This window comes from Streptomyces bambusae (assembly GCF_019400985.1).
GTDB lineage: Bacteria > Actinomycetota > Actinomycetes > Streptomycetales > Streptomycetaceae > Streptomyces > Streptomyces bambusae_A.
Window position 1 is genome coordinate 1 of record NZ_WTFF01000229.1, and the last position, 12168, is coordinate 12168.

At 73.1% G+C, this 12168-nt stretch carries 9 protein-coding genes; 6 read left to right on the plus strand and 3 right to left on the minus strand.

Annotated elements, in window-relative coordinates; all coding sequences use genetic code 11:
• Positions 1–725: MerR family transcriptional regulator (locus GPJ59_RS25925; protein WP_219670111.1), on the minus strand; the 725-nt coding region annotated here is incomplete at its 3' end.
• A 124-nt stretch (positions 726–849) separates the two neighbouring features.
• Here GPJ59_RS25925 and GPJ59_RS25930 point away from each other — a divergent pair.
• From GPJ59_RS25930 to GPJ59_RS25945, 4 genes are all read left to right on the plus strand, one after another.
• Positions 850–2472: a flavin-containing monooxygenase gene (locus GPJ59_RS25930; RefSeq protein WP_219670112.1), complete on the plus strand. Its 1623-nt coding sequence runs from the start codon at positions 850–852 to the stop codon at positions 2470–2472.
• Positions 2469–3386 carry an alpha/beta fold hydrolase gene (locus tag GPJ59_RS25935; protein ID WP_219670113.1) on the plus strand — a complete coding sequence of 306 codons (918 nt, stop codon included), beginning with the start codon at positions 2469–2471 and terminating at the stop codon, positions 3384–3386. The genes GPJ59_RS25930 and GPJ59_RS25935 overlap by 4 nt, the downstream gene beginning before the upstream one ends.
• Positions 3383–4276: an SDR family oxidoreductase gene (locus tag GPJ59_RS25940; RefSeq protein WP_219670114.1), complete on the plus strand. Its 894-nt coding sequence runs from the start codon at positions 3383–3385 to the stop codon at positions 4274–4276. The genes GPJ59_RS25935 and GPJ59_RS25940 overlap by 4 nt, the downstream gene beginning before the upstream one ends.
• Positions 4277–4352: 76 nt before the next feature.
• Complete coding sequence (locus tag GPJ59_RS25945; RefSeq protein ID WP_219670115.1) at positions 4353–4565, plus strand: hypothetical protein; 213 nt, start codon at positions 4353–4355, stop codon at positions 4563–4565.
• 115 nt (positions 4566–4680) lie between these two features.
• Here GPJ59_RS25945 and GPJ59_RS25950 read toward each other — a convergent pair whose 3' ends face one another.
• On the minus strand, positions 4681–8139 hold the full coding sequence (locus GPJ59_RS25950; RefSeq protein ID WP_219670116.1) for a S41 family peptidase: 3459 nt from the start codon (positions 8137–8139) through the stop codon (positions 4681–4683).
• Positions 8140–8297: 158 nt separating this feature from the next.
• Here GPJ59_RS25950 and GPJ59_RS25955 point away from each other — a divergent pair, with 158 nt between their 5' ends.
• Both GPJ59_RS25955 and GPJ59_RS25960 read left to right on the plus strand, forming a co-directional pair.
• The gene (locus GPJ59_RS25955; RefSeq protein WP_219670117.1) at positions 8298–8888 is read left to right on the plus strand and encodes a TetR/AcrR family transcriptional regulator; all 591 of its coding nucleotides are present in this window, start codon (positions 8298–8300) and stop codon (positions 8886–8888) included.
• Between the two features lie 181 nt (positions 8889–9069).
• Positions 9070–11295, plus strand: a complete 2226-nt coding sequence (locus GPJ59_RS25960; protein WP_219670119.1) for an MMPL family transporter — start codon at positions 9070–9072, stop codon at positions 11293–11295.
• A gap of 84 nt (positions 11296–11379) precedes the next feature.
• Here the strand turns inward: GPJ59_RS25960 and GPJ59_RS25965 are convergent, their stop codons facing one another.
• Positions 11380–11754 carry an SsgA family sporulation/cell division regulator gene (locus GPJ59_RS25965; protein WP_219670118.1) on the minus strand — a complete coding sequence of 125 codons (375 nt, stop codon included), beginning with the start codon at positions 11752–11754 and terminating at the stop codon, positions 11380–11382.
• Positions 11755–12168 lie beyond the last annotated feature (414 nt).

The following is a 12168-nucleotide window of genomic DNA, read 5'->3' on the forward strand; positions in this document are numbered from 1 at the left end:
GCGGCGGGCCGGTCCGTCGGGCCGCCGCCGGGCCGGTCCGCCCCGGCCGCCCCCGCCGCCCCGCCCGCCCCCGCCGCCAGGAGGCGGTCCATGGCCATCGCCAGTTCCGCCTCCACCACGCTCTTGGCCAGCGGCCGCAGCCGCGTCATGGCGTCCGCGCCCTCGACGTGCGCGGAGATGAGGTCCGCGAAGAGCTTGGCCATCGCGTCCGCGTGCACGCGGACCTGGCGGCCGGCCTCCAGTACGGCGGCCAGCGGGACCCCTTCGCGTACCAGCGCCGAGGAGACGTCCAGCAGCCGGCGGCTGACGTGGACGATCTCGTCGCCGTCGGTGGCGACGTAGCCGAGGTCGAGCGAGGCGGCCAGGTTCTCCGGGGTCACCTCGCCCTCGAAGTAGTCGGCCAGGGCCTCCGGGGTGAGCCGGACCGGGGTCTCCTCCGACCAGCCCATGCCGAGCATCTCGCTGAGCTGGCCGACGTCGCGCCCCCGCTCGAACGCGGCGGTCAGTTCCGCGATGCCGCCGAGCGTGTGGCCGCGCTCCAGCAGCGCGGCGATGGTGCGCAGCCGGGCCAGGTGGTGGTCGTCGTACCAGGCGATCCGGCCCTCGCGGCGCGGCGGCGGCAGCAGCTTGCGCTCGCGGTAGAAGCGCAGGGTGCGTACGGGGATGCCCGCCGCCTCGGCCAGCTCCTCCGTGCGGTATTCGCGTACCGTCTGTTCGTCCGCCACAGGCGCAGCCTATGGCGTACCGAGGGTAACTTTCCCGGCGTGACCCCTACCCATGAGTACGGAGAGGCTCTACCCTCCCAACCGTGCCAGTGATTGCTGGCAGAGTCTGTGAAGGGCGGCGGGCGTGGGCGAGCATGTGCGCGTGGCGGTGGTCGGATCCGGATTCGGCGGCCTGGGGGCCGCGGTCCGGCTGCGCCGCGAGGGGATCACCGACTTCGTGGTGCTGGAGCGGGCCGACTCGGTGGGCGGGACCTGGCGGGACAACAGTTATCCCGGGTGTGCGTGTGACGTCCCCTCCCATCTCTACTCCTTCTCCTTCGCGCCCAATCCCGACTGGCCCCGGACCTTCTCCGGCCAGCCCCACATCCGCGCCTACCTGGAGCACGTCGCCGACACCTTCGGCCTGCGGCCGCACATCCGGCTGGGCCACGAGGTCCTGATGATGCGCTGGGACGCCGACGAGCTGTGCTGGCGCATCGAGACCAGCGCCGGGAACCTGACGGCCGACATCGTGGTCTCCGCGACCGGGCCGCTGTCCGACCCGAAGATGCCGGAGGTGCCGGGGCTCGCGGAGTTCCCCGGCAAGGTCTTCCACTCCGCACGCTGGGACCACGACTACGACCTGAGCGGCAAGCGCGTCGCGATGATCGGTACGGGCGCCTCGGCCGCCCAGATCGTGCCGGCGATCGCGCCGGAGGTGGAGCGGCTGACGCTGTTCCAGCGGACCGCGCCATGGGTGCTGCCGAAGACGGACCGGGCGATCACCGGCCTGGAACGGTGGCTGCACCGCCAGCTGCCCTTCACCCGGGCGGCGCGCCGCGGCCTGCTGTGGGGCATCCGCGAGCTCCAGGTCGGCGCCTTCACCAAGCGGCCCAACCAGCTCGGGCTGATCGAGTCGCTGGCCAAGGCGAACATGGCCCGCGCGATCAAGGACCCGCAGCTGCGGGCGAAGCTGACCCCCTCCTACCGGATCGGCTGCAAGCGCATCCTGCTGTCGAGCGAGTACTACCCGGCGCTGGCCCGGCCCGACGTCGACGTGGTGGCCTCCGGGCTGAAGGAGATCCGGGGCTCGGTGCTCGTCGCCGCGGACGGGACCGAGGCCGAGGTCGACGCGATCATCTTCGGCACCGGGTTCCACGTCACGGACATGCCGATCGCCGACCGCGTGGTGGGCGTGGACGGCCTGTCGCTGGCCGAGGCGTGGAAGGACGGGATGAAGTCGCTGCGAGGCGCGACCGCGGCGGGCTTCCCGAACTGGATGACGATCATCGGCCCCAACACGGGCCTGGGGAACAGCTCGATGATCCTCATGATCGAGTCCCAGCTCTCCTACATGGCGGACTACGTGCGCCAGCTGGGCGTGTTGGGCGGGCGGGCGGCGCTCGCGGCGCGGCCCTCGGCCGTCAACGCGTGGAACCGCCGCGTCCAGGACCGGATGCAGCGCACCGTGTGGAACACCGGCGGCTGCACCAGCTGGTACCTCGACGCCGGCGGCCGCAACACCACCGTGTGGCCGGGCACGACGGGCGAGTTCCGGCGCGAGACGCGCGCGGTGGACCTCGCGGAGTACGAGGTCGTCCGCGGCCGGGACCGGGACCGGGACCGGGCCGTCCCTGCAGCGGCGAGGGCCACGGCCGGGGGCCCGGCCACAGGCAAGGCCAGGGCCAAGGCCAAGGCCGCCACCAGGACCGCCGCCGGGGCCACCCCCGCCACCCCCGCCACCCCCGCCGCGGAGGGGGCCGCATGAGCCGGCTGACCCACGTGACCGCCGGGCCCTACGCCCCGCCCGCCGCCCGGCGCGAGCTGGTCGCCGAGTCGGCCGACGGCGCGCGCCTGCACGTCGAGGTGCACGGCGAGGAGGACGCGCCCACCGTGGTGCTGGCCCACGGCTGGACCTGCTCCACCGCCTTCTGGGCGGCCCAGATCCGCGAACTGGCCCGCGACCACCGCGTCGTCGCGTACGACCAGCGCGGCCACGGCCGCAGTCCCGCGGCCGCCGAGTACAGCACGACCGCCCTCGCCGACGACCTGGTCGCCGTCCTGAAGGCGACCCTGGCCGACGGGCAGCGCGCCCTGGTCGCCGGGCACTCCATGGGCGGGATGACGATCATGGCCGCCGCCCGGCGGCCCGAGTTCGCCGCGTACGCCTCGGCCGCCGTGCTGTGCAGCACCGGCAGCGCGCGCCTGGTCGAGGAGGCGCGGGTGGTGCCGCTGCGCGCCGGAGCCGTGCGGACCCGGCTCACCCGGGCCGTGCTCGGCACCCGGGCCCCGCTCGGCCCGGTCACGCCGGTCTCGAAGCAGGTGCTGAAGTACGCCACCATGGGCCCCGGTTCGGCCCCCGACAAGGTCGAGGCCTGCGCCCGGATCGTGCACGCCTGTCCGGCCGCCGCCCGCCACGGGTGGTCGCAGGTGCTGGCCGGCCTGGACCTGGACCGCGACGTACGCAGCCTCACCGTGCCGACCGCGGTCATCGGCGGGACCGCCGACCGGCTCACCCCGATCGTGCACGCCCGGGCCCTGGCCGCCGCGCTGCCGCAGTGCGCCGGGCTCACCGAACTCACCGGCATGGGGCACATGACGCCCGTCGAGGCGCCCGAAGCCGTCAGCAACGTCATCCGTCAACTGGCCGGGACGGCCCGGACGAAGGAGAAGAGCTCGTGAGCGGTAGCAGCGCCAGCAGGAGTCTCGAAGGACAGGTCGCCGTCGTCACCGGCGCGGCCCGCGGCGTCGGCGAGCTGCTGGCCCGCAAGCTGTCCGCGCGCGGCGCGAAGGTCGCCCTGGTGGGGCTGGAGCCGGAGGCGCTCAAGGAGGTCTCGCAGCGGCTGCACACCGACAGCGACACCTGGTTCGCCGACGTCACCGACCACGAGGCCATGGCCCGGGTCGCCGAGGAGGTCAAGGAGCGCTTCGGCAAGGTGGACATCGTGGTCGCCAACGCCGGCGTCGCGGCCGGCGGTCCGTTCGGCGACTCCGACCCCGGCGCCTGGCGGCGGGTCATCGAGGTGAACCTGATCGGCGGGGCGGTCACCGCCCGCGCCTTCCTGCCCGTGCTCACGGCGAGCCGCGGCTACTTCCTCCAGATCGCCTCGCTCGCCGCGATCACCCCGGCGCCGATGATGACCGCGTACTGCGCCTCGAAGTCGGGCGTCGAGGCCTTCGCCCACTGCCTGCGCGCCGAGGTCGGCCACACGGGCGTCAGGGTGGGCGTGGGCTACCTGTCGTGGACCGACACCGACATGGTCCGCGGCGCCGACCAGGACGACGTCATGCGCGAGCTGCGCCGGCGGCTGCCGTGGCCGGCGAACCGCACGTACCCGCTCGGCCCCGCCGTGGACCGGATCGTCGCCGGGATCGAGCGCCGCTCGGTCCACGTGTACGCCCAGTGGTGGCTGCGCGGGATGCAGTCGGTACGCGGCTACCTGCCCTCGGTCATCGCCCTGGGCGGACAGCGGGAGATGAGGCGGTTCGGGCCGCGCCTGGCCGACGTCCCCAAGGGCCTGGTGGGAGCCGGCGGGGCGGCGGACGAGCAGGAGCGCACGGTCCGTAACTGATCGAAATGCGAGGCGTGTCCGCCCGTGCAAGTCTGGTCGAGGCCCAGTCCCCCACACCCCCTCAGGAGTGACCAGCATGGGCATCAAGGACCAGTTCCAGGACAAGGCGCACGAGCTCAAGGAGAAGGCCCAGAAGGCCGGGCATGCCGGGCATGCCGCGCAGGACACGGCGTCCAAGCGCGGCCGGCAGGCCCAGGACAAGGCGTCGCAGCACGGGCAGCAGGCCCGGCAGAAGGGCCAGCAGCCGCTGGACGACGTACGCGACGAGTTCGACGACGCCTGGGACTGACCGCAGGGTCCGTACGGACTCCGTACGCACACAGCGCCGAGGGGCGCGGCCGATCCGGATCGGCCGCGCCCCTTCCGCGTCTCACCCCCGCCCGCGTCTCAGCCCCGCCCGCGTCTCACCCCGAGTTCCGCGGCGGCAGCGGCGGTCGCCGCTGGTCCGGGACGTCCTCGTACCCGGGCGGTACCGCGGCCGGGTGCTGCTCCAGCAGTTCCAGGGCCAGGTGCACGGCGTCGTCCAGTTGGGCGAACCGGCCCTCCGCCCAGTCCAGCGGCGTCCGCAGGACCTCCAGGTCCGGCTCGACTCCATGGTTCTCCACCGACCAGCCGTACTCCGGGAACCAGGCCGCGTTCATCGGCACGGTGATCACGGTGCCGTCGCCCAGGGTGTGCCGGCCGGTCATGCCGACCACCCCGCCCCAGGTGCGCTGGCCCACCACCGGGCCCAGGCCCAGGAGTTTGAAGGCCGCGGTGATCATGTCGCCGTCGGAGGAGGTCGCCTCGTCGGCCAGGGCCACCACCGGGCCGCGCGGCGCGTTGGAGGCGTAGCTGACCGGCTGGGCGTTGCGGGTGAGGTCCCAGCCCAGGATGGAGCGGCTGAGCTTCTCCACCACCAGCTCGCTGATGTGCCCGCCCGCGTTGCCGCGTACGTCCACGAGCAGGGCGGGCCGGGACATCTCCAGCCGCAGGTCGCGGTTGAACTGCGCCCAGCCCGAGCCGCCCATGTCGGGGATGTGCAGGTAGCCGCACTTGCCGTCGCTGAGCTCGCGGACCACCTCGCGCCGTTTGGCCACCCAGTCCTGGTAGCGCAGCGGCCGCTCGTCCACGAGCGGTACGACGGCGACCCGTCTGGCCGGACCCTCGCCCTCCGCCGGCTGGAAGGTGAGCTCCACGGTGGTCCCGCCCGCCGCCGACAGCAGCGGGTACGGGCCGGCCACCGGGTCCACCGGGCGGCCGTCGACATGGGTGAGGACCGCACCCTCGCGGATGCCGGTGCCGGCCAGCGGGGAGCGGGCCTTGGAGTCGGAGGAGTCGCCGGGCAGGATCCGGCGGACCGTCCAGTGGCCGTCGCGGCACACGAAGTTGGCGCCGAGCAGGCCGATCGCCCGCTGGTAGTGCGGGGGCCCCTCGTTGCGGCGGGCCGGGGAGACGTACGCGTGGGAGGTGCCGAGCTCGCCGAGGACCTCGCGCAGGAGGTCGGCGAACTCGTCGGGGGAGGCGACCCGTTCGACCAGGGGGCGGTACTGGTGCAGCACGCCCTCCCAGTCGATGCCGCACATCTTCGGCTCCCAGAAGTACGCGCGGATGATCCGCCCGGCCTCGTCGTAGGCCTGCCGCCACTCGGCCGCCGGGTCCACCTCGTGGTGGACGCGGCGCAGGTCGAGGTAGACCGTGGAGTCGCTGTCCCCGGACTCGGTGGCCGGGACCGCCCGCAGGTCGCCGTCGTCGTTGACGACCATCCGGGTGCCGTCGCCGCTGACCGCGAACCAGTCCAGGCCGGAGGCGAGCTCCATCTTGCGGGCCTTGCTGATGTCGAAGTGCTCCAGGGTCGGTTTGCCGCTGACGTCGGCCGGGTTGGCGAAGGTCTCGCCGAGCGCGCCGGAGATGGGCCAGCGCAGCCACACCAGGCCGCCGCCGCTGACCGGTTGCAGGGCCGAGTACTTGGAGGCGGCGACCGGGAAGGGGTGCACCCGGTTCGCCAGGCCCTCCACCTCCACCATGACCGTGCCGGCGCCGCCCTCGCCGCCGCTGCCCTCCGTCTCGACGGGGTCCAGGCCGCCCGCGGCCGGCCGGCCGTCGGGGGAGAGGGCGAAGGGCGAGGGGGTGGCCGAGGACAGCGGCACCAGGTACGGGCGGCAGCCCAGGGGGAAGGACAGGTCGCCGGTGTGCACGTCGTAGACGGGGTCGAAGCCGCGCCAGGACAGGAAGGCCAGATAGCGGCCGTCGCGGGTGAAGACCGGGTTCTCGTCCACGAAGCGGCCGTCGGTGACGTCCACGACCGTGGGCTCGCCGGGACCGGCGATCCGGGCCATCTTGATCTGCCGCAGCGAGTGCCCGACGCCGGGGTGCGACCAGGTCACCCACGCCCCGTCGGGGGAGAAGGCCAGGTCGCCCACCGGGCCGTTCTCGGACCGGACCAGCTCGGTCACCTGCCCGCCGCCGGAGCCTCCGGCCGCGGCGGCGGGGGTCCCGCCGGCGGCGTCCGGGGCGGTGTCCCCGGCCTCTCCGGGCTCCCCGGACGCCCCGGACTCCTCGGACGCATCGGACTCCCCGGACTCCCCGGCGGCCTCCGGGGCGGTCCCACCGGGCGTCTCGGCGGTGTCGAGCAGCAGCAGCCGCCCGTCGTGGGAGGCGATGGCCAGCCGCTCCCCGTCCGGGTCGGAGACCAGCTCCAGGACGCGGCCCAGCGCGCCGGAGGCGAGCCGGCGCGGCGGGCGGTCGCCGGAGGCCCGCGGCAGGTAGGCGATCTCGATGGCGTCCTCGCCCTCGGCGTCCGTGACGTACGCGACCTGCCCGCCGCTGCCGAGCATCTCCGGCAGCCGTACCCGCACCCCGGGGGTGTCGGCGATGGTGCGGGAGGGGCCGTCGCGGTGGGTGAGCCAGTACAGGCTGCCGCGTACGGTGACGGCGCTGGCCCGGCCGGTGGCGTCCACGGACAGGGCCTCGACGTGGCTGGCGGCCGGGACCTGGTACGTACGGCGCCCCGCGCGCGGCCCGCCGAGCCGCACCGCCAGCTTGCGCGGGACGGCCCCGGGGGCGAGGGAGTCCACGAGCCAGAGGTCGCCGGCGCACTGGTAGACCACCCGGGCGCCGTCGCTGGAGGCGTGCCGGGCGTAGAACTCGCCGTGGTCGGTGTGGCGGCGCAGGCCGGTGCCGTCGGGCAGGCAGGAGTAGAGGTTGCCGACGCCCTCGTGGTCGGAGAGGAAGGCGATCCGGCCGGCCACGAACATCGGCGCGTCCAGGTGCCCTTCGAGGTCGGGCAGCAGCCGCTTGCCGTGCAGCCACAGCCGGCCCATGGCGCCGCCCCGGTAGCGCTTCCAGGCGGCCGGCTCGTGCGGGGGCTTGCCGGTCAGCAGCAGGGTGCGCCGCTCGCCGGCCCCCTCCCCGTCGTGGGGGTCCTCGTGGACGGCGATGTCGGAGACCGGGCCCCAGGGGAGCCTGCCGCCGGGGCTGCCGTCGGTGGGCAGGCTGTAGGCCCAGGCGAAGTAGGAGAACGGCTGCCCGTGCGAGGAGACGGCCAGGATGTCGCTGCGGCCGTCCTTGTCCGGCGGGGTCCAGCCGCAGACCCGGGTGTCGGAGGAGCCCCAGTAGGTGAGCCGGCGGGCCGGGCCGCCGGCCACGGGTGCGAGGTGGATCTCGGGGTCGAGGCTGCGCCAGGTGGTGTACGCGATGTGGCTGCCGTCGGGGGAGAAGCGGGGATGGCCGACCCGGGTCCGGTCGACGGTGATCCGCCAGGCCCGGCCGGGGGTTTCGCCCTCGCCGACCAGCGGGGCGACCCAGAGGTCGTCCTCGGTGGCGAAGCACAGCAGGTCGTCGTGCAGGTGCGGGAACCGGAGGTACGCGACGTCGTGACTCACCCCCCAATGCTTTCCGCGTGAAGGGGCCGCGGCAACTCGTACAGGTGATCCATGCCACGCCGACAAGCGAAACGAAACGGTTTCGTTCCGCTGCGGTCCGGGGTATCGTCGTAGGCGTACGAGTACGAAACGGTTTCGTTCGGACGGGAGGTGCGGAGATGGCCGACGCGGAGTCGACCCGGCGCAGCCGGATCACCCCCGAACGCCAGGCCGAGCTGCACGAGGCGGTCCTGGACCTCCTCCGCGAGGTCGGCTACGAGTCGCTGACCATGGACGCGGTGGCCGCCCGTACCAAGTCCAGCAAGGCGACGCTCTACCGCCAGTGGGGCAGCAAGCCCGAGCTGGTCGCCCGGGCCCTGCGGTGCACCCAGCCGGTCTCCCTGCGGGAGATCGACACGGGCACGCTGCGCGGGGACTTCGCGATCATGGTCCAGCACTCCGACGACGACCAGATGGCCAAGGACACGGCGCTGATCCGCGGCCTGGCTCACGCCGTCCACGAGAGCCCGGAGCTCCACACGGCGCTGCGGGACCTGCTGATCGACCCGGAGATCACCGGGCTCCAGGCGATGCTCCAGCGGGCGGTGGACCGGGGCGAAGTGGCCCCGGACTGTCCGGCCCTGGACTTCGTGCCGCACATGCTCATCGGCGCGTTCATCGCGCTTCCGCTGATCGAGGACAGGCCGGTGGACCGGGCCTTCCTCAAGCAGTTCACCGACGCCGTGGTCTTCCCCGCCCTCGGCGTGTAGTCCCCAGTACCCCGGTACTCCCAGTACCCCCGGTACCCGACCGGTTCCACGCACCCGAAGTACCCGAAGTACCCGAAGTGCCGGACCGGTTCCCTGCTGCTCCTGACACGCACCGCTCTCGTCGTCGGGCCGGCTCTCCATGCCTGTACCCATCCCACGACCCGAACGGGAGACCACCGACGTGGCCACCTTCCTCTACAGACTCGGCAAGGGCGCCTTCCGGCGCCGGCGCCTCGTCGCCCTCGTCTGGGTGGCGCTGCTGTTCCTCGCCGGCTTCGGCGCGGCGACCGCCGCCGCGCCCAGCTCCGGCTCGTTCTCCATACCCGGTACGGAGGCCCAGCGGGCCTTCGACCTCCTGGAGAAGCGCTTCCCCGGGGTGTCCGCCGACGGCGCGACCGCCCGGATCGTCATCAAGGCCCCGGCGGGCGGCACGGTCATGGACCAGGGCACCAGGTCCCAGGTCGACCGGATCGTCTCCGGCCTGCGCACCGGTCCCGGCAAGGACCAGATCGCCTCGGTCGCCGACCCGTACGAGGCGCGTGCCATCAGCCAGGACGGCTCCACGGCCTACGCCACCGTGAAGTACAAGGTCAGCGGTATGGAGCTGACCGACGAGGCGCGGGCGGCGCTGACGGGGGCCGGCGACGAGGCCCGTGCGGCCGGTGTGCAGGTCGAGATCGGCGGCGACGCCCTGATGGAGGCCCCCAAGACGGGCTCCAGCGAGATCGTCGGCATCGTCGTCGCGGCGATCGTGCTGGTCATCACCTTCGGTTCGCTGATCGCGGCCGGCCTGCCGCTGCTGACCGCGCTGATCGGCGTCGGCATCGGCGTCTCGTCGATCACCGCCCTGGCCAACGTCCTGGACCTGGGCACCACCACCTCCATCCTGGCGACGATGATCGGCCTCGCCGTCGGCATCGACTACGCGCTCTTCATCGTCTCCCGCTACCGCACCGAGCTCGCCGAGGGCAGCGAGCGCGACGAGGCCGCGGGCCGGGCCGTCGGCACCGCCGGCTCCGCCGTCGTCTTCGCCGGCCTGACCGTGGTCATCGCCCTGGTGGGCCTGGCCGTCGTCAACATCCCGATGCTCACCAAGATGGGCTTCGCGGCCGCCGGCACCGTCGCCATCGCCGTCCTCGTCGCCCTCACCCTGGTCCCGGCGATCCTGGGCTTCGCGGGCCGCAAGGTGCTGCCGGCCGGCACGAAGAGCAAGCTCTTCGGCGGGGGCCGGCAGAAGTCCGCGCAGGCGGCGGACAAGCCCAACGGCGGCACCCGCTGGGCGCGTTTCGTCCTGCGCCGCCCGGTCGTCGTCCTGCTGGCCGGCGTGATCGGCCTCGGCGCGATCGCCGTCCCGGCGTCGAAGCTGGAGATGGGCCTGCCGGACGACGGCGCCAAGGCGGTCGGCACCAGCCAGCGCAAGGCGTACGACATGATCTCCGACGGCTTCGGCCCCGGCTTCAACGGTCCGCTGATGGTGGTCGTGGACGGCGACAAGGCGCTGGCCGACCAGACCTTCGACCGGCTCACCAAGCTCGACGGCATCGCCAAGGGACCGGACGGCAAGCCGCTGGTCGTCCCGGCGCAGTTCAACCAGCAGGGTGACGCCGCGATCATCACGGTGATCCCGGCCGACCGCCCCTCCTCCAAGGCGACCGAGGACCTCGTCCACGAGATCCGCGAGGGCAGCGGCAAGGACGTGATGGTCAGCGGCACCACCGCGATCAACATCGACTTCTCGCAGAAGATGAACGACGCGCTGCTGCCCTACCTGGCGCTCGTCGTGGGCCTGGCCTTCCTGCTGCTGATGCTGGTCTTCCGCTCGGTCCTCGTCCCGCTCAAGGCGGCCCTGGGCTTCCTGCTCTCGGTGGTCGCGGCCCTGGGCGCCGTGGTCGCGGTCTACCAGTGGGGCTGGCTCGGCTCGCTGTTCGGCGTGGACCAGCCCGGCCCGATCATGAGCATGATGCCGATCTTCATGGTGGGCGTGGTCTTCGGACTGGCCATGGACTACGAGGTCTTCCTCGTCACCCGGATGCGGGAGGCGTACGTCCACGGCGAGCGCCCGGGCCAGGCCGTCGTGACCGGCTTCCGGTTCAGCGCGCGGGTGGTCACCGCCGCCGCGGTGATCATGATCGCGGTGTTCGCCGGATTCATAGGCATGGACGACCAGATGGTCAAGATGATCGGCTTCGGCCTCGCGATCGCCGTCCTCTTCGACGCGTTCGTGGTCCGCATGGCCATCGTTCCGGCGGTGCTGGCGCTGCTCGGGCACAAGGCCTGGTGGCTGCCGAAGTGGCTGGACCGGCTGCTGCCGGACGTGGACGTCGAGGGCGAGGGCCTGCGCAAGCACCTGGAGGGCTCGGCCGCCCAGGCCGACCCGGAGGAGGAGCGCGAACTCGTCAAGGTGTGAGCCGTAAGGCCGGCCCTGACGGCGTAGCAGCACCACCCGGGCCCGGTCCCGCACCCCTTCGAGGTGCGGGACCGGGCCTTGTGCCTATCGGGTGACGCCGAGGGCCGGGGCGTGCGTGCGGCGCAGGAAGCGGCGCAGCGCGGCGATGTCGAACTGGACGACGGCGACGCCGTCGGGCGAGTGGAACTCGACGACCGCCTGCACCCGGCCGGCGGGCCAGACCCGGATGTCGCCGGATCCGGACGGGGCCTGGAGCCCGGCTTCGAGCAGGGCCCGCGGGAAGACCCACTCGTTCTCGGTGCCCTCGGGGGACAGGCCCGCCGGGAAGACGATGCGGACGGCGAGGGGCTCCGCGGGCAGGAAGCGCAGGGCCACGGGGATGGCCCGGTAGAGCGGGTCGTCGGTGATGACGCGGGCGCGGACCCGCTCTTCGACGGGGGCGGTGGTGGTGGCTGACATCGGCCGACTCCTCGCGTCATCAGGCGGACAGCGTCATCAGGCGGACGGACAGGACAGCGTCAGCGTCAGCGTCGTCGAGCGGACGGACAGCACAGCGTCCGCCAGACGGACAGACAGAAGACGACGAACAACACCAATCCGTCTCTATTGCTCCCAAGCCTCGCATATTTCGACGAAACCGCGCGTTCCTTCTTCCATCCGCCCCACTCTTGCCAACGATTTGCAACTGGGCACTATTCTGAACAGGTAAACAGCGAGTAAGTGCCGGCAGCGCAGTGTGAAGGCGGAACGTCCCCCATGCATGTACCCGACGGATTCATCGACGCACCCGTCTCGGTCGCCGCCGGCGTCGCAGCCGTCGCCGCGGTCGGCGCCGCCCTGCGCGCGGCGGGGGGAGCCGTCGTCGAGCCGGGC

What these genes read in the sequence shown, in the direction of transcription:
- GPJ59_RS25945 (WP_219670115.1), top strand. Translation starts at nt 4,353, where the DNA reads ATGGGCATCAAGGACCAGTTCCAGGACAAGGCGCACGAGCTCAAGGAG.
- GPJ59_RS25955 (WP_219670117.1), top strand. Translation starts at nt 8,298, where the DNA reads ATGGCCGACGCGGAGTCGACCCGGCGCAGCCGGATCACCCCCGAACGC.
- GPJ59_RS25965 (WP_219670118.1), bottom strand. Translation starts at nt 11,754, where the DNA reads ATGTCAGCCACCACCACCGCCCCCGTCGAAGAGCGGGTCCGCGCCCGC.
- GPJ59_RS25935 (WP_219670113.1), top strand. Translation starts at nt 2,469, where the DNA reads ATGAGCCGGCTGACCCACGTGACCGCCGGGCCCTACGCCCCGCCCGCC.